Origin of the sequence: Microcoleus sp. AS-A8 (genome assembly GCA_039962225.1) — a bacterium.
Classification (GTDB): domain Bacteria; phylum Cyanobacteriota; class Cyanobacteriia; order Cyanobacteriales; family Coleofasciculaceae; genus Allocoleopsis.
Genome location: JAMPKV010000006.1, coordinates 350,312 through 368,761 on the forward strand (window position 1 = coordinate 350,312; position 18,450 = coordinate 368,761).

Annotated in this window: 13 protein-coding genes and 1 tRNA gene; 5 read left to right on the forward strand and 9 right to left on the reverse strand. The window is 46.3% G+C overall.

What is annotated here, in order from left to right; all coding sequences use genetic code 11:
- Positions 1–22 precede the first annotated feature (22 nt).
- The 7 genes from NDI48_12305 to NDI48_12335 all read right to left on the reverse strand — a co-directional run bounded on the left by NDI48_12305 (position 23) and on the right by NDI48_12335 (position 9,827).
- The gene (locus tag NDI48_12305; protein ID MEP0831988.1) at positions 23–991 is read right to left on the reverse strand and encodes a class I SAM-dependent methyltransferase; all 969 of its coding nucleotides are present in this window, start codon (positions 989–991) and stop codon (positions 23–25) included.
- Positions 992–1,118: 127 nt separating this feature from the next.
- Positions 1,119–2,441 carry an O-antigen ligase family protein gene (locus tag NDI48_12310; GenBank protein ID MEP0831989.1) on the reverse strand — a complete coding sequence of 441 codons (1,323 nt, stop codon included), beginning with the start codon at positions 2,439–2,441 and terminating at the stop codon, positions 1,119–1,121.
- Between the two features lie 698 nt (positions 2,442–3,139).
- The gene (locus NDI48_12315; GenBank protein MEP0831990.1) at positions 3,140–5,356 is read right to left on the reverse strand and encodes a polysaccharide biosynthesis tyrosine autokinase; all 2,217 of its coding nucleotides are present in this window, start codon (positions 5,354–5,356) and stop codon (positions 3,140–3,142) included.
- A gap of 69 nt (positions 5,357–5,425) precedes the next feature.
- Positions 5,426–6,037, reverse strand: coding sequence for a transposase (locus NDI48_12320; GenBank protein MEP0831991.1), 612 nt, complete (start codon positions 6,035–6,037; stop codon positions 5,426–5,428).
- Between the two features lie 310 nt (positions 6,038–6,347).
- Positions 6,348–7,850: an ATP-binding protein gene (locus NDI48_12325; GenBank protein ID MEP0831992.1), complete on the reverse strand. Its 1,503-nt coding sequence runs from the start codon at positions 7,848–7,850 to the stop codon at positions 6,348–6,350.
- 92 nt (positions 7,851–7,942) lie between these two features.
- A complete protein-coding gene (locus tag NDI48_12330) occupies positions 7,943–9,445 on the reverse strand; it encodes a UDP-N-acetylmuramoyl-L-alanyl-D-glutamate--2,6-diaminopimelate ligase (protein MEP0831993.1) in 1,503 nt (500 codons plus the stop codon).
- Positions 9,446–9,554: 109 nt separating this feature from the next.
- Positions 9,555–9,827, reverse strand: a complete 273-nt coding sequence (locus tag NDI48_12335) for a glutaredoxin family protein (protein MEP0831994.1) — start codon at positions 9,825–9,827, stop codon at positions 9,555–9,557.
- A 280-nt stretch (positions 9,828–10,107) separates the two neighbouring features.
- Here NDI48_12335 and cysH point away from each other — a divergent pair, with 280 nt between their 5' ends.
- Complete coding sequence (gene cysH, locus NDI48_12340; GenBank protein ID MEP0831995.1) at positions 10,108–10,839, forward strand: phosphoadenosine phosphosulfate reductase; 732 nt, start codon at positions 10,108–10,110, stop codon at positions 10,837–10,839.
- A gap of 120 nt (positions 10,840–10,959) precedes the next feature.
- Here cysH and NDI48_12345 read toward each other — a convergent pair.
- Positions 10,960–11,032 (reverse strand) — tRNA-Arg (locus tag NDI48_12345).
- A gap of 449 nt (positions 11,033–11,481) precedes the next feature.
- On the opposite strand from NDI48_12345, the gene NDI48_12350 reads away from it, so the two are divergent.
- The 4 genes from NDI48_12350 (at position 11,482) to NDI48_12365 (ending at position 16,145) form a co-directional block, all read left to right on the forward strand.
- Positions 11,482–12,141, forward strand: coding sequence for a hypothetical protein (locus NDI48_12350; GenBank protein MEP0831996.1), 660 nt, complete (start codon positions 11,482–11,484; stop codon positions 12,139–12,141).
- Between the two features lie 128 nt (positions 12,142–12,269).
- Positions 12,270–13,313 carry a hypothetical protein gene (locus NDI48_12355; GenBank protein ID MEP0831997.1) on the forward strand — a complete coding sequence of 348 codons (1,044 nt, stop codon included), beginning with the start codon at positions 12,270–12,272 and terminating at the stop codon, positions 13,311–13,313.
- 8 nt (positions 13,314–13,321) lie between these two features.
- Positions 13,322–14,398 carry a hypothetical protein gene (locus NDI48_12360; protein MEP0831998.1) on the forward strand — a complete coding sequence of 359 codons (1,077 nt, stop codon included), beginning with the start codon at positions 13,322–13,324 and terminating at the stop codon, positions 14,396–14,398.
- 892 nt (positions 14,399–15,290) lie between these two features.
- Complete coding sequence (locus tag NDI48_12365; GenBank protein ID MEP0831999.1) at positions 15,291–16,145, forward strand: pentapeptide repeat-containing protein; 855 nt, start codon at positions 15,291–15,293, stop codon at positions 16,143–16,145.
- 219 nt (positions 16,146–16,364) lie between these two features.
- On the opposite strand, the gene NDI48_12370 is transcribed toward NDI48_12365, so the two are convergent.
- Positions 16,365–18,347: a hypothetical protein gene (locus NDI48_12370; GenBank protein ID MEP0832000.1), complete on the reverse strand. Its 1,983-nt coding sequence runs from the start codon at positions 18,345–18,347 to the stop codon at positions 16,365–16,367.
- Between the last annotated feature and the right edge of the window lie 103 nt (positions 18,348–18,450).

The following is an 18,450-nucleotide window of genomic DNA, read 5'->3' on the forward strand; positions in this document are numbered from 1 at the left end:
GTCTGCCAATAAATTAAATTTTCTATTGTATGCCTCGATAAAGCTTTATCAGTTCTCGATCCCCCAGAACGCGATCGCTTTTTGTGCCGATGAAATAATATCCAGATGCCGCATCAAAGGTTCCTGGTTTATCTATTAAGAAATAATCGAAATATTTTAACCAAAAAGAAGTTAATCGAGTAAAAGCTTTGACAATGTTTTTTGCTGCTGATGATTTGACAAAACTCAAAAGAAAGTACTGATAAGACCAAGCTAATGCCATTCCAGGCCCACAGGCTGGGCCACTCGAAACCTCTTCAAATTTCCGAAATAAGCGACGATGTCCTAAGTGAGTAAATCGAGTGAAATCATATCTCCCCATGTGAACTTGTTGCATAAATGGAGTTTCGGCATAAACCACTCCATTTTCTTTCAGTACTCGATGAATTTCTTCAACACATCGATTGGGGTCTAAAACATGTTCAAGTACCGCTTGAGCGATTACACCATCAAACAAATTATCCTCAAAGGGGATATCGTGGGCATCACAGATCAGGGCTGTACAAGGCCCAAAAGAAACATCACTGCTAACGAGCTCCACAGAGGGATCGGACAATATATCTTCCATGCCATCCCCCACGATTCCTCCACCGAGTACCAAAATCTTAGGTCTTTCATTCGGCTTCTTCACAAGCTCTAAGAACTTGTTATAATTCCGCTTCCCCTTCATATTTGCATTAATATCGGGCAGGCGATTAGTTAAGAATTTTTTGATTTTAGACTGAGACTGAAAAGTGAAGGTGGTATCCTTTTGACTTAAAAAGTCGCTGAAAGAGAAGATACTAGAAGATTCATTAATCAAAACTGGGATACCATCAACTATCGGAAACTGCGTTTTACAAATAGGGTTGGTGCATTCAATCTGCTCCTGATTCAATATCAATTGCGACCTGCAAACTGGACAGCTAAGCATTTGATGCATACTTGTCGGAAGTTTTGCTTGGATAGTCATAGACCTATTCTCTGCCAGGGATTTGGATGGTAAATCAGTTAAGCCGACAGATTGGTTGAGCATAATAAGTAGGGATATTAGAGAGAAAGGTAACAGATGTGTGAATTAGATGAATAGCGAAGCCTTTCTAAATCTGTTCGACTAAGTCTTTCTTTTCTCGGATTTCACTTTCTTCCCCAATCTTCACCCACTTTCCACCTTTTAAAGAGAGACTTATTGCTACAAACAATACCCAAAAGATAGAGTTTTGCTCTACAGTTGTAGTCTCGGTATAGTTAAACATCAGTAAGAATGTCACGTATATTATTGGCCATAGCTCTGCGGATGTTTGATCTGAACGCACGCATCTTATTGCCCGGACGTAGGTGAAAAGCATACTCAGCGAGTAACACAACAACCCTAATAAGCCAAGCTCGATCGCTATATTTAAAAACCCATTATGAGCTTGGTAGACTAGGTACTGAACGGCACGAAAAACATAGACTGATTCCCCTTTCTCCTCCCAAAACCCGTGATACCCATAACCTAACCACGGGCGCTGCCACAATCGTTCAATTACAGCATCCCAGATATGAGTCCGACCGCTGAGGGTAGGGTCTTTCCCGTAACTAAACAGTAAGTCATTCCAATTCGTGCCAGCCCATAAAGCTATACCTCCAGCCACGGTTATCATAGTAATAAAGAAGGGAATAGCCAGGGAGTCGCTCAACCGCAAAGCCCTGTAAAGCGGCAAGAGAATCACAAGGGTTAGAAAGACGATTAAACCGGTTCCTGAATCTGAAAGCAGAAGCAGAGCAACAGAAAGACCACAGCCAGCCCACATCAGGTAACGATACCTGCCACTGTTGAAAGCAGCCAGTAAGCAAACTAGCGCAGATACGACCATAAGCCGACCAAAGTGGTTTTTGTGTATCAACGGTCCGCGCCAAGAGCCTGAATGAGTTCCTTGCTCTATGCCAGCCCCCCGAAACGCTAGGGTGTACAGTAAGCTAAACACTGCGGCTATAAGCAATGCCCACGCGATTATCCGTAGTTGCTCTTTCAAGGTAAAGCGCGAAGCCAAGTATAGTCCAAACAAGGTTGTATATAAGGTTTTTATACCGGCTTTTTGCGAGAGTTCGGGGAAATCAGACCAAATAAAAGAGAACACGATAAGTCCTACCAAACCCCATAGGAATGGGTCTCTCAGCGCAGGAATAACAACACTTTTTAATCGCGCAAGCAACAGGAAGATAGTAACCGCATAAATTCCCAACTGCATCAGCGATGCGGCAGTGTCCAACCTGGAAGAGACATAAAAACCATATCCTCCGATGCCCTCCGACACGTTGTAATAGCTTGAACAAGTCAAGACTCCCGAAAAAACGAGTACGCCAAAAGTCGCGAATCTCTCTTCGGCAAAGTGTAAGAGCGGGTTAACTAATTTACGTGGTGGTAAAGGCTCTAGCATTAATCTGGAGTCCCTCTAGTAGTGCAACTGAGGAAAGATAATTTTTTACAAATTCGATTTTTTTACAAATTCCGGTTCTTCTGGTTCACGGTGTTGTAGTTAAGGCTGTAACTTACCAGTTTCGTTGCAGCACGTAAAGCGTAGAAGAATGCATGTTAAACATGGAGTTGCTTAGATAGCTCAAGGCCATAAATAAATAAAAGGATAGACCTTTACCACTGGGAGCCAACGGGAACCGAACACGAGAGGAATAAGCCAGGGCGCAATCTAGCTGACTACTGCTAAGAGAGGCCCCAAAGCTAAGATCTGAAGACCTATGCCCTCGCTCACGGCCTTGAGCCGCCGCTCTCGGTTCCCCTGCAAGCGGGCTAGGGTAGCGATAGAAATTCGCCCAGTCGCAATCTTCACGAAACTGAGAATCTCGCCCACAAAGCTAATAGACCTCTTGCATAAATCCGAGAAACCCCTCCCCAGCCCTCCCCGAAACGGAGAGGGAGCAAGATTTATTCCCCCCGCATCGGGGGGATTGAGCCGGAGATCATACGAGGAGGTCAATTTGACTTTTGCAAGAGGTCTAATGATCACCCCTAGCCCCTGACGGAGTAAAAGGTAGGTTCCTCCACGCAGGACTTGAGTCTTTAGGCTCATACCTGTCCCCTGACGTAGGTAATAATACGGGGATAACCTTTCATATCAACTTAAGATCGGTTAGAAATTTTTTCCGTCTGAGCTGTCGTGACCTCTTTCGAGGTTGTGAAGTCCTCTTGGTAGTAGGACTTGGCATGGTGGAAGTAACTATCAGGTTCGTTTCCAACTCTTACACCATTAATGACTAGACCTAAAACTTTCTGTCCTGATTGCACCAAAAATTCTTTAGCAGCGGTAGCGCTGACTCGGTCAAGAATACCTGGTCGAGCTACCAATAAAACACCATCAGTCATTTTGCTCAAACTTAGGGCATCAGCCGCCAAGATCAGAGGAGGCGTATCAAGAATTACAAAATCATAGGTCTGAGAAAACTCCTCAACTAATGAGTTCATTCGCTTGGAGTCAAGCAGAGCCAACGGATTGGGAGGTATCACTCCCGATGGCAGGACATCTAACTTATCCATCACTTCTCTCACCGCGATGCCAAATTCAGACCGATTCACGATGACATTGCTCAATCCTACCGCATTAGCTAAGTGCCATATATGATGCTGCATCGGATGATGCAAATCCGCATCAATCAACAAGACCCGGTGACCCAATTGAGCCATAGCTACAGCCAAATTAGCAGAGACCGTAGACTTGCCCTCTTTGGAAACAGAACTGGTTACTACAACGACTTTCAGCTCTTTATCGGGACTCAGAAATTTTAAGTTAGCCTGTAGCATCCGGTACGCTTGAGAACTTACCGCCTGAGGAGCATCTCTCACGGGAAGTGGCGGCACAAACTCGTCTTGTTTTCTGGTATGAAAGAACCCTTTTTTCTTTGAATTAGGAATCATTCCTAACCAGCTATACCCATATAACTCCCGTACATCTTTTGCTGTTTTGATCGATGGGTCTCTTAGGTCTAGAAGGAAAGCAACGACTACGTAAAACATGCTACCCCCCACAATTCCTGCGCCTAGGAGTAGCTTTTTTTTAGGACCAACAGGCTTGTCTGCCACGCTGGCATACGCCAGTACGCTGGCGTTACCTACATTTTGATTTTCCGCAATCCGTACTTCTTGGAGATTTTTTAAGAGAGCTTGATAGGACGATTGAGCGGCATCCACTTGCCGCTGTAAATCCCGCTGACCCTGTTGCAATCGGGGTATGACATTAACCCGTTGTTTGTAGGCAGATCGAGCCTGATAGAGGTAAGTGACTTGATTCGCCAAATCTTGGCGTTGCACCTCGGCATTCACTAGGTCTGCGATCAGTTTTTGCTTTTGCTCCCCCATCTGCAAATTCGTGCCCGGAACTTGCTGTCCACTACCAAGAACCTGGCTTATCCGATCCTGTAGTAGTGCCTTTTTAGCGTCTAAATCGAGCTTCAGGTTAACGATGTTGGGGTTTTGGTCTCGGAATCGGGTTTGCTCAGCAGCGAGCTTGTTTTCTAGCTTGTGGACTTCTTGGAGCGCTTCCTGAACCCCAGGAGACTGAGTAAGGGAGTTCAGAGCCATAGCTTGCCGTGAATTGAGACCTGTCTTCCTCTGGAGTTCTTCGACCCGAGCCGTTACACCTTCAAGCTCAGTTCGAGTTTGGTCTACTTTCTTGTCTAGCTCCGCAATTACCTCCACAGCGGTGTTGGCTTCTTCTTCTAGTGCGACAACGTTGTTCTTTTCTCTAAAGATACGCAGATTCGCTTCTGCTTGACGCACAGTACCCTCACTGGCGGGTAGCTGCTGGGTGATAAATTGGCGAGCTGCAACGGCCTCTGCTCGATTACTAAGTATATTGTTCCGCTTATAGAGATCGATGAGTGTGTTGACTATCTTTGCCGCTTCCTGTGGAGACTTGCTTTTAAAAGAAATCTCCAATATATCGGTTCCTTTGATGCCTTTTACTGTGAGTTGTTTTAGGAAGTCCTCAGGTTTTAGAGGCTTCCCCTCTTTGTCTTTTAGTTTTAAGGCATCTATGGTTTTTTGGATCAGGGGGATGGAACGAATTACCTCCGCTTCTGTATCCAGAGGCGTATTCATGAAATTTAAGGATTCCAACTGTCCTATTTTTGCTGATGCCTCTGTTACTAAGCCAGATGTTGGATTTGTCTTCTTAATTACAAGCCTTCCTACCGCTGAATAGGTGGGCTTTTTCAAGAACGCCAAGCTGGTTGCGAGCACAACAATCACCACAAAGGCCGTCGTACCGGGTAGCCAATGTCGTCTTAAAATAAGCCAGTACTTTTGAAAATCTATATCTTCGACGTAATGTTTAGATTCCATAAAAAACTCCTGTAATAGGGTAGTAAGGATTCAGGTACCGAGTTGAGGTAAGGGGGAGAGTAGAGACTTCTACCCTGCCTTAGCCATCGAGACTTCCTGGAAAAACGACCGCACCCCCCTTCCCTGTAGTCGACTGGTCTGTACTACACTCAGCAAGTCTGCTGTTTGAGCAAATTGATTCATTGAGCGCGATCCCCTGTGCGCCTGCTGCTTACTCACGGCTAGACACAATGAGACACAATGCGCTAAACGGCACGCCTCAGGCTCTGCCACGTTATTGATCGAAGGAATTTGCGGATATTCAAAGAAATACCACCACTGCTGGATTTTGTCGTGCCGGGAACGCAGTAATCTGCCTGCTTCATATCCCGCTTGCACTGTCCACCTCTGTAGGTTAGGCTTGAGACGAAAATTCAACCCGTTTGTCCACACTCGGTAAGCTGCTTCATTTTCACTTAAGCGCCGCTGACGATGCTGGGCAAAAGCTTTATCAATCAAGTCCCAGAACACTTGTCCACGCTCAGAATTGTTGCCGTGGCCCAAGTTAACTTCTTGCTTAATGTGACGCCAAAGATGCAGCAGACATTTCTGTTGAGCCTTGACTGCGTAGCCTTTGTCGGCTCTGTACTCATCATTGCTGACAAGACCGTCAAACTTAGACCGTAACTGAAGACACTTCATAGTAGATGCTGACAAGCCGCTGTTACAACAAACGTATGAGGCTGATAAATCTCCTTAGAAGTACTTTTTTATGGTTAAGCTTGCACAAGTAAATATAAATCTACCTGCATCTAACCATTTATAGAAGTTACACAATAAGGATGAAGCATGCATAAGTAAATCAAAATCACCTGAATTTTACGGAAGCTCCATCAATTTTTCTACCTTTTTCATAAAAACTTCACACGGGGAATATATTTTTATGGGTCAAATTATATATCATCTATCTAAAGGAATAAAAGTAAGAACGTATTTATTCTGACTCAACCGTCTACTTCCGTCCTTGGCACAAAGGGGCAGTAGAAGAGGCAACGGGTAGTAGTACTTTGAACGTAGAACCTGCCCCCACCCGACTTGTAACAGAAATCGAACCCTGGGAGCGTAGTAATAAATGCTGAACAATGGTTAAACCCAAACCCGCGCCTGGATTTTCGCTAATTGTTGAGCGTCCTCGATAAAAAATGTCGAAAATTCTGGGTATTTCATGGGCGGCAATCCCAATACCCGTGTCGTCAAATGCCACTTGGACATAGTCGCCCTCTAGCGTTGAATGCACCTTAACCTGACCACCAGGCGGAGTAAACTTTAAACTGTTATGCAGCAAATTGATCAGGATTTGTCGCAGCCACCTGTCTACACAGGAGACAGCAGGAAGACCCGGAGGCATGGTGTAGCCTAGTTGGATGCCTTTGTCGCGAGCGATGGGTTGATAGGTGCTAACTACGCCAGGAATGATATCTGCCAATTGTACGGACGGCATCACAATCGGTTGGGATTCGCTGTCGAGCTGGATTAACTCTAGCCAGCCAGTCATCAGAGAATTTTGATGATCGCACTCTGTATTGAGAAGCTGCATGTAGCGTTGACGCTGAACTGGTTTGAGTTGCGCCGAATCCAGAAGCTTCAGCGCCGTTTTCATATTCGTTAACGGCGTCCGTAGTTCTTGAATCACTCGTTGGAGAAGCTCATCTTTGTTACTTAAGCAATCATCTGGTGGCGCTGGCGTCGGTGTGGCGCTCTCGGCTAATGGTGTGAACTCCACTGACTCTAACGAGACAACGGAGTCGCACGGGCTTAAAGGGCTAGGGGTAGGGGGGTGAAGACGTTCTTCCATACGCTGTATTTGCTTGACCAACAGTCGGCTCAGTAGAGTCTTCTCTTCTGAGAGCGAACATTGGGGCAATCGAGTTTTCCAGAACTCTAGTACCTCTTCAGAAATAGAATCATCCACCGCGATCGCTTCTTTGATCCCCTCGAAGGTTCGCTGAATGACTTGGCATTCCAGGGTAAAAATCGTTGACACTGGTTGAGCTTGAGGCAATGCCGTGGGTCTAGAGGATTCCGATGGCTCAATCTGCTGAGCTACCATCAAACAACTAAACGGCTCAGAGAGAATCAACAAGAAGTATTCTCGTTCTAGCTGGCTACCCCCTGTTAGTTGAATCGGGAAAAATTGACTCTCTTGATTGACATTAGCAAGCTGGACAACCCCATCCTTAGCCTCTAATAAATCGTCATCTAGGCCGTTGCACAGATAAATTTTGTGTGAAATAAAAGCTTGTTGTTGGTACCGCTTGAGTTCTGTCAACCAGCCCGATCTTGATGGTAATTTGACCCAAAGTGTTGCCGGTATTTTTCCTTCAATCAAGACATCTATTAAGGCCGCTACCAGCGAGTTGAGCGTATCACAACTGACTCTAAAAGACTGAGAAATTCCCAGTGCTTCTAGAGCCAATTGATAGAGAGACAAACCTTGAGACGAGGGTAGGGTCATTGCTGTTAGTTACCAGTCATTCGCCATCAGTCATCATCGCTTGTCCCATGAGGATTTTTAAACTCAAACCTCACAAGTCATTCGCTTTTGGACTAGGCTAATCGCTCAGCAAGGGCCTCTCTTGCTTGTTCTCGGTCATCAAAGTGAATTTTTTCAGTGCCGAGAATTTGATAATCTTCGTGACCTTTACCCGCAATTAAAACGCCGTCTCCCGGCTGAGCTTGCAAGATGGCAGTCCGAATGGCTGTGGCGCGATCGCCTTGTACAATTGGCTCTACGGATGACGGAATCCCTTCGAGAATGTCTTGTAAAATTCGCTCTGGGTCTTCCGTGCGGGGATTATCAGAGGTCACGACCGCCACATCAGCGAGTTCGGCAGCAATTTTACCCATTTTGGGACGCTTCGTGCGATCGCGATCGCCCCCACACCCAAACACACAGATCATCTTGCCCTGAATAAAGGGTCGCGATGCCTTGAGCAAATTCTCCAAACTATCGGGCGTATGAGCATAATCTACAATCACACTCACGTCCTGTTCCGGCTTGATTTGCACCCGCTCCATGCGTCCAGGGACTCCCACAAACTGCGGGAGTGCCTCCACCACCGTCTCTAACTCCAAACCCACATGTAAAACAGCTCCTACCGCCGCCAGCCAATTGGATAAATTGTACTGACCCACCAAGGGCGAACGGAAAGGAGCCTCACCCGCAGGCGTATGCAGTATCCCACTCACCCCAGTCGATTCATACTTCAGGTCACTCGTCCACAAATCAGCCGAGGGGTCATGCACACTGTAAGACCAGACCTGTTCTGGCTTCAACTGTTCTACCAATCGTTTGCCATAGGGGTCATCGATATTAATAATCGCCCTTCCTTTCAGATAATTGGCATTAAACAGAAGCGCTTTGGCCGCGAAGTAATCTTCCATATCGCGGTGGAAGTCCAAATGGTCTTGGGTCAGATTGGTAAATACCCCGACCTCAAACGAGCAACCGAGTACTCGACCTTGCGCCAAGGCATGGGAACTAACTTCCATTACACCCAACTGGCACCCTGCCTCCAAGGCTGACTTGAGCTGTTGTTGCAGTTCCACCGCAAACGGCGTTGTATGAATCGCTGTCTGTTGGAAACCAGGCCAACGGGTATAAAGGGTACCTAGAAGCGCTGTAGGGCGCTGAGCATGAGTGAGGAGAAATTCAATGAGATGGGTGGTTGTTGTTTTGCCGTTGGTACCCGTCACACCAATGAGCTTGAGTTGCTGTCCTGGGTATCCATAGAAGGCGGCAGCGGCTTCGGCACAAGCGGTGGTCATATCTGTCGCAGAAATCACACAAGCGCTTGCCCCTAAATCTTCTGGGGAAGGGCTTTTTTCAGCAGCTTGGGTTGAAATTAGGGCAGCGATCGCACCGGAGGCGATCGCACTTTGCCAAAACTCTCCTCCATCGACCCGCGTTCCGGGCATCCCAATAAATAAATCCCCGGCCTTACAGGCATGGGAATTGGTCGAGAGTCCTTTCACCTCAGCCTCCAGTGCTGGGTGGTCCGGCATTTGCACAATGTTAGGAATCGTAGCTAATAGCTGGCGTAATTTCATCTCAATTGTTGCTCCTCACAAAGAACGGGAATGGGGCATGGGGAATCACTCCCCCTGGATCAAGCTTGTGCAGTTTTCTCGTGTTCCCCCTCTCTCCGTGTTTCTGCGCTTATTTTGCCTCATCTACCAATAAATAGTTCTGTAACATTCGTTCCAACTGCTGCACGGTGAGGCGAGGAGAAGGACGAGGCAAGGGTTCTTCCTGACCTGCATAGCCTCGGCACAAAACCGGCACTTCATACTGATAAGCTTGGAACCAATCCTCACGCGTCGTAATATCTCGCACATCTAGAGCAAAGTTTAAGCCCTGAATCTGTTCGAGCTTTTCTTGTAGTCCTTCACACAGGTGGCAACCGGGCTTGCTATATAGGATTAATTGCATAATTGTCTCCAAAATTATTTTGTTAAACGAAGAGTTTGCTCGTTCCGACCAGAAGCAGCCTCTACTTTTTGCTCAATCCGCCAGTTTCTTCTGCTTGCCTTTGTTGCGCCCAGAATTCCATCGATTTAACCAAAAATTGAACGTGTATTCGGTAATATACAGCTTTATTGGTAAGACTTTTCGCCAATTGATGTACGGTTTTCTGGTGGGTTCATCTCGATGGAGTTAGTTAGGATGAACTGGATTGAACAGTCTGCAAAAATTAGACGCGAAAGCTATTATGACTCAATCGACACCCGCATCAGTTCAATCTCCCAATTTTGATTTAGAGGAACTCAATCAGCGCTTCGAGACGGCTGATCCGAAAGACATTTTGGCTTGGTGTGTTGAGAATATCCCCACAGGTCTAGTGCAGACCAGTGCCTTTAATGTTGATGATTTAGTGATTACCGATATTCTCTATCGTGAGCTTAAACCAGTAATATGGGTTCCGGTGGTGTTTCTTGACACGCTACATCATTTCCCTGAAACCTTAGAGCTAGTTGCCAAAGCCAAAGAGATTTACAATCTAGACCTAAAAACGTATCGGATTCTTGATATTGATAGCCGTGCAGCCTTTGCAGCGCGTTACGGTGACGCACTCTGGGATGAAGATATTCAACAATTCCATCATCTGACCAAGATTGAACCGCTACAACGAAGTCTGGCAGAACTCAATACAGTCGCTTGGATTACGGGGCGTCGGCGTGACCAAGCCATGACGCGTGTGGATATGCCCATCTTTGAAATGGATGGACAGGGGCGCATCAAGGTTAATCCTATCGCCGGTTGGACACGCAAAGAAAGCTGGAAATATGTCAGTGAACATGGGGTCATTTACAATCCACTGCACGACCAAGGCTATGCCAGCATTGGCGATGAACCCATCACGACGCCGGTAGCAGAAGGTGAAGATGAACGTGCGGGTCGTTGGCGGGGTACGGGCAAAACCGAGTGTGGCATTCATATCTAGACCACAAAGCGAGAGTGGCAGACCCTTAGCGTTTGGGGGAAAATTTCTGACTGAATCTCAGCCGAGGTTTTTGCGCGACGCCTCGTCTTGCCTCTTCCAAGTCTTGTTTTGCCAGGAGTACGCCCTCGGTAGGATTCGAACCTACGACCAAGGGATTAGAAATCCCTTGCTCTATCCCCTGAGCTACGAGAGCATAAATGTATCATACAGAATTCCAACACCAAACATAGCGCTTGGCTAGTTGGTTAGAATAGGTTTCACCCTCGCCAGAAGGTCAGTGTGAAATAGGATAACAATTCCATGCTAAAAACAGATGATAGTCTTTTTGAGCAAGTCAGTTGGATAATATTAAGTATTGTATTGGTGCGACACTCATGATGGCAAGTCAAGATTCTCAACACTTCATGGGTAATCGCGGCAAGCGGCTTGACGAGCAAGGTACACTATAAACCATCATCCTCAGGTGCTTGTATAGGTAGCGGTATGACTCCAAGGGATAAGCCCCCGGCAGAGGCGCTTGCGTGTCTATCGCAGCTCAGTTAAACCCTCACTACAAGCGCACTGGAGAGAGATGGTTGCTTGGGTATTACAGCGCGTCCCCCCAGCACCCGCCGGCCCGGTCAAGAGTCATTTACCAATGTCATGTTTATTCTGAAAAAGCAGGATGTTGAAATCTCTACCATTCAGCACCCGAAGCGGGACCAACAAATCCCAATTCTCAATTATCAGGGGCAATCTTTTCGTTTGATTAGCGTATTTAGTGCCAATCAAGCAGAAGAGGCAAAAGCCTTCTGGCGAGACCTGACGGATAATCGGGGCAAAGTCTGCGTCTTATTAGAGGAGCCTGAGCGCTACAGCGTTTGGGGAAAAATCCGCCTTGAGCAACTCGGAACTGAAAGTAGTCCTGACGCCAAAATTGTCCCCTTTACCCAAGCCTGCCTTTTACTGCTACAAACCGTTTATATGGATATTGAAGACCTTCTGGGCGGTCGGCAAGCGGGATTGTTTCAGAAAGATATCACCCAAGTCTTTCAGCAGTGGCACTTTCCGAAAGCTGACTCACCGGCGGCTGTGAAACACTTGCTCAGCATAGACCCACTCACCGCCTTACAGGTACCACCTTGGGAAGAACACCATCTTATTACTCTATTACAGGAACTCTATCGCCTTGGAAAGGAATATTTTGGGAATACCAACTTTGCCGAAGGAGTGAGAGATATATTGCAAGATATGTCAGCGACTGAACTGGCGCAGTTTCTAGAGTGGCTTCAATCTTCTCCACTGGGTAAGCTATGGCGATAAGCTAGAAAGAAGGTTAAATCAATATGCCATGCTTGGGCTATCCAAAGGCAAAACCGCTGCGCCAGTTCGTCAGTTTACAACATTAGCTTTTGGGGATTTCCCTTGTAAGTGATAAGGGTGAAAGTCTTATGAGCAGCTCTGTAGAAAAATCATCAGGTACTCCTTCCTCCTTAAACGGTCAAAAGATCGTCTACGGAGGAATCGCTTGGGCCGTGATCTCGCTATTGTTTTTTCTGTTGTTCAGTATTACACCACCTGGGGAAGAAAGTCCGCTGTGGTACTTGATTGGTACCTATGTGCTGGAAACTCTTCCTTTTTTAGGGGCGGCTATACTCTGTTACAGAAACTGGCGTAGTCCTCAGATTGCTAGCGGACGTAATGTTTGGCTAGGAATTGGTCTGGGAATGATCTCGTGGTTTATTGGTAACTTAATATTTGGAGTGTGGGAACTCTATTTCGGCCTTAGTCCCGAAGTGTCACCGGCCGATTTGTTTTACATTACTTTCTATGTGTTTCTTAGCTGGGGTATGGTTTTAGCCGTTCTTCCCAGGCGTTTGAATTTAGAAGTTTGGCAGTGGGTAACGGTAGGGTTTATCGCCGTTTTGGGGATTGCCTTAGCGGTTTTGGTTTTGCTGTCTACACCTAATGCTGGCTCGAAGGCAGCAGGGGTAGTTTCCCCGCTTAACGCGATTGAGCAGACAACCACTGGAGCAACTTTACCCCTAGAGGCAGGTTCTCCAAAGGCTCTGCTAGTTCAAGCTAGCGAGGCTGAGTCAGCCTCGCCGTCTGTAGAAGCAGAATCTCAAACTGGAGACAATCGGGCACCCGGTTGGGCGATTGCCATCCAAGAAACGCTCAGACCATTCTCTAAATCCGTTAATTTCTTCTATATTGTTGGCGATGTCTTCCTTCTGATTATTGCCTCAACTCTGTTTTTAGCGTTTTGGGGCGGACGGTTTGCTCAGTCTTGGCGAGTGATTGCTGCCGCAACGGTCTGTCTTTATATTGCGGATATGTACTTTAAGTACGAAGATGCTACACAGACAAAATACCAAAGCGGTAGTCTACTAGAAGTCTTTTTTGTTTTTAGTGGTGTACTGTTTGCCATTGGTGCTGCTCTAGAATATGACGTATCAAGCCGCTCTCGCCGTAGTGCGCGCAAGCGAGCTTAACTTAAGTTATGAGTCCAAGAAAACTATCGGATGCCGACAAAAGCGATATCTTAAACCTGTATCGACACCCAGAAGAGACAACCTCAACTCTGGCCGTGCGCTATGGCGTAAGTAACTCGACCATTAGCCGCATCCTCAAAAGCAACCTATTAGAGTCTGAATACGAAGATCTTATTCAGCAAAAGCGATTAAATCGTACTCCAGGGAGTGGAGCTTCGCCGATTATCCAATCGCCTGAGCCAACACTCGAATTGGAGGTAGAACCAGCACCCGTTATTCAGCCCTCGAAGCCACGAACGGTAGAATTGCCGCGAAAGGTAGAATTAGAGACTCCATCATCCGAGTCAAGTTCTATCGATGGGCGTCGGCGACGTAAACGTTCCTCCGTACCTCACCCAGCCGAGCCGGAGTACAGGGCTATCCAGACTGAATTACCGCTGAATATTCCTGCAATAGTTCAGGTAGATGAGCCGGATGAGCCAGAGGAGCCGGATGAGCCAGTTCAGCCACTTAAGCCAGTTCAGCCCGTTCAGCCACTTAAGCCAGTTCAGCCCGTTCAGCCAGTTCAGCCCGTTAAGCTTCTCGATGAAATGGAACAGGCAGAGCCTAGCCGTTTAGACGAGTTGTTGGATAGCGACTTAATGGATTTAGATGATGAGGATGATGACTTAGATGATGAGGATGATGATGACTGGGAAGACGACGGAGACGATGACCACAGCCAACAACTTTTAAAAACGTCTTTTACCGGAAGCGGTGTTAATGTTCAAGTTTTGCCCCTTTCGGAAGCCTCTCTTCCTAGAACCTGCTATTTGGTTGTAGACCGAGCAGCAGAGTTAATTGCTCGACCGCTTAAAGAGTTTAGCGATTTAGGTCAGATTCCGGCTGACGAAGTTCAGGAGAGAACGCTACCGATTTTTGATAATCACAAAGTTGCACGACGTTTTTCTAATCGTTCTCAGCGAGTGATTAAAGTTCCTGATAGTCGGATGCTTCAGAAGACTCGCTCTCATCTGCAAGCTAAAGGAATTACCCGGCTGTTAATTGATGGTCAGGTCTATTCCCTACTACCGACTCAGCCCTGAGGTTAATGGAACTTAGGGTGCTTTTGAGAAAGGAGCGATCGCCCCTTTTGGTGATCGCTCCTTACTAATAACGACTCAGTCACACGAATCATTTATAGGCTTCGGAACCTCCAACATGGATAACCGAGAGAGTCGTTGCTCGATTCGACAAATTCCGGTCTTACATTGAACGTTGAGACTTAGTACTTTTCGTCCCTACTCGTGCGAAGAACGCTGTGGGAACGTTGTGAATGATAGTTCATGGATATCCTATTGGGAAAATTGGGAATTCTTGGTTTTTGTGCATTCCTTATCTTCCCCGTAAATGTAAATAAACATGAATATTTCCTTAGCCGAATGGTGCAAGATGTAAAGTTATACCTATTTGCTTGGGGGAGGGTACATAATATCTTTTGGGAGGGTACATAACATAGCACAGAGACTTCGAGCCAACAGGAGAGTGATGTGCGAGTCGTCTTAATAATAAAGGCTATTCTTAGTCACCGTTTCAGACGGTATCTTGAAACTTTTTGACGAAAATACTTCAGAAGCCGTAAAATTGCACAACTCCGTCTACCCATTTTTTAATATATTTAAACATCCACAAACGGCTCTTAATTCACTTTCGTGAATGCCAAATTAGTGAGACGAAATCAACACAAATTTGCTAAAGTTTAACAAAAATTCATTTGACCTTTATCAAGAAATCTGAGTGGCTTGATAAAATTAAAAATGAAACCTTAATTTTAAATTAATTATAAGTTTTATTTTAATTGGTGATGAGAACTTAAAAAACCTAATCAGATCTTTTCTAATGTTAATCATGAGCTACGACTGATATGGTGATTAAAGTTGGTAATCCAAGTCTTTTAAATCGTTTAGGTGAAAGCGTCGTCATTGGAGTGTCTACGCTATGAAAGTGAAATATCTGCTCCACGTTTATGACCAAGGAGTTAGGGATTTTTCTGGTGTTGATCTCAGCGGAGCAGACTTAAGGGGAGTCACTCTGATTGGAGTCAACCTCACAGGAGCTAACTTAACCGGTGCTAACTTGAGTCGAGCGTTTCTCACCAAGTCAGATTTGAGTGGTGCTCAGATGAACTGGGCTAATCTCAGTTTTGTCAAAATGAGCGAAGCCAAACTCGTAGAAGCCGATTTAACGAAAGCCAACTTGAGCGGAGCTTTCATGGTGAAGTCAAAACTTCCAGGAGCTAAGCTGAGTGGCGCAAATCTTAGTGCCACTAATCTGAGGCGTGCTAACTTATGGGGGGCTAACCTCTGCTCGGCAGATTTACAAAGAACGAATCTACGAGATGCCAACTTGAGTGGTGTCAACTTCAATTGGGCGAATTTATCAGAGGCGAGATTAGTTGGAGCAAAGCTGTATGGGGCTTCGTTGAATGGGGTGAACTTAAGTAAAGCCTTTTTAAAAGAAGTCGATCTGGGTGGCGTTGATTTAGAAGGTGTAAGCCTGAGGGAAGCTAAATTGAGCGGTGCTAACTTGGAAGGAGCGAACTTGACAAGGGCTGATTTGAGTGAAGCCAATCTACACGGTGCCAATCTCAAAGGAGTAGACTTCACAGGAGCTAACCTGACAAAAGCCTCTCTAGATCAGGCCAATCTAACATGGGCGATTTTGAAAAAGGCAGATTTAAGGGGAGCGAATTTGAGTGAAGCCAAGCTGAATGGAATTGACTTTGAGGATATGCAGATTGGTGGTGCGATTCTCCCGGAATCAACAGACCGCTTCTTGTATTACGCAATGTAAAAAGTCAGCGTCATTTGAGCAGGGCAAAGGCTCTGAATCCCTATTAATTGTTGCCCTGCTACCTAATCAAATAGGTATGGAGCTTAAAGTTTGAATGCGAGTGAATTCATATTACATTCGTGAGCATCCCAATATTATGTTTTTTAACGCAGAGGGATGCAGAGAATGCGAGAGCTAATTTTTTGTTAATTTTGATTGGATAGGAAACAATCAGACAGGTCAGAATGGGGTTGGGTTATTCCCTGGCTCAGGCCCAGGGCAGTGATAAAGTCGATACCAGTAGCTATCCACCTTAGGCAAGCGCTGGGGAGCCGCAAAACATTTTTGTTGGGCTAAGTCTATACCTGCGTGGAAATTCACGAGCCATACATCCAGGGGGCGAGGTAGTCCAGCTACTGTTTCTTGAAGTGTAATTGTCGGGTTTTTCCCTTGAGAATCTAACTTGTCACGAGCTAGGAGAAACGTAGGAGACGTTGTATCCCGACTGGCTGAGGAATTAGACGAGTCAAGGTGCTTGAATTCCCAAGCTAACCCCATCATTCTACCGGTATGACCATGGTGTTGATGGGTCGTAGCAATCAGAACGGGAGCATCTGACAGTTTCTCAATCACATTGACCATCAGATCGGGACGAATGCTTTGCAAATAGCCAAGATTCCAAGTCACTGTCACTCCTCCCAAAAGTCCCATCAACCAAATCAGGATGATGGCTTTTTTACCCCCTCTTCTGGAAAAGCGAACCCTAGAGGATGGCTGAGGCGCTGTTAAGGGCATCTGAGCGGGTTGGGTCAAGGTATGCCAAGACGTTGCCAGTGCTGCTCCAATTAAAGCGATCGCCACTGGAAAGTAAACGAACTGATAACGGGGTGCCAAGGTCATATCAGCACCCAGAGTATAGGTAATGCTGAAAAATAGCACCATAGCCCCGATCATAAAATCACCCAAAACCTGAAGATTCAAACGGATATCGGGGGAAAAGTGTTCAGGTTTAAGACCATATCTGAGAATAGGAATTGCCCACACTACGAAGATCAGTGTCACGACGCCAGAGACGATCAACATTGCCATCGGTAGCGTTGTCAATTCCATCGGTAGCGAGGTGAGAATGGTGATCAACCAAGCCAACACTCGACCGATGGGTTCTAGCCAGCGTTCCAGGGGATTGCCGTCATAAATCCAATGGGTCAGTTCGTAATCGTAGTTGGATTGTAAAATCGGTAGCCAAACTAGACTTCCTGCTACCGTACCTGCCGCCACCCAGTAAATCCTCCGCCAAGGTTGAGAGAAGAATTGAGGGTTAGCTTTAGTTCGAGTTTGACCGAGAGCCAGAGAAAGGGAGTGAGGAGGTGATAAGGTTTGTGTCGGGTTTTCCGTTCGGCGTAATCGTTGCCAAAATGTCGGAGTAACGGAACGAGGTTTGGGGGTAAAGGCGGCTTCCCCGTCTTGGGTTAAATTTAAAAACTTCTCCCTCTCCCTGTTTCCTTGACGCCATGCCACTGCCAACAACACCAACGCTTCAGCACCCAGCGTCAGGGCAAAAAAGTAATGGGTTGCAACCCCTAGGGTGTTAATCAAGACCCAGGTTAATCCCACCCCAAGGGGTAATAGGGTACGCTGATACAGGTGTTGTACTGCCACGATTAAGCAGCACACAGAGGCAATCACCCACAAAATAGCCAAGCTGTAATGGCGCGCTTCCTGAGCCAAGAATATACCAAAGGGTGAAACAGCCATAATCGCGGCTGCCATCTGCCCGACTAATCGAGAACGAAAGGCAAGATAACCCAAACCGTACATGGCTGGGATGGAGAGTGTACTAAAAACAGCGGGAAGCGATCGCGCCGCCCACATTGACACTATCCCGTCCTCTGGCGGAAACCACCGCATCCACAGGTGAGCGAGCACGAAATACAGGGGGGGATGATTACTCTGTTTGAGTAAGTAATGAATGACATCCCCAATACCCGTGCTGGGGTCGGGTTCGATCGGTTTCAGGAGAACGTCAATGGAGATCGCTTGATCCAGGGGTACTGTTCTAAAACTATGACCCAAGCTAAACACAATGGTGGCGAATTCATCCGTCCAAGGGGTTTTGGCGGTTAGACGCATCAAGCGCAAGCCAATACCAACGGCCACCCAGAGCAAGAGCAGCAGAGGATGGAACCAACGACTAGCCCGAATAGCCTTTACAAAACTCAACACGCTCCTCACACCCCTCAGTGATGAATACAAAATTCAAACATCTAAATTCAAAACGACTAAGATTAACTTAAATTACGTTTTTGAATTTTTGATTTTGAACTTT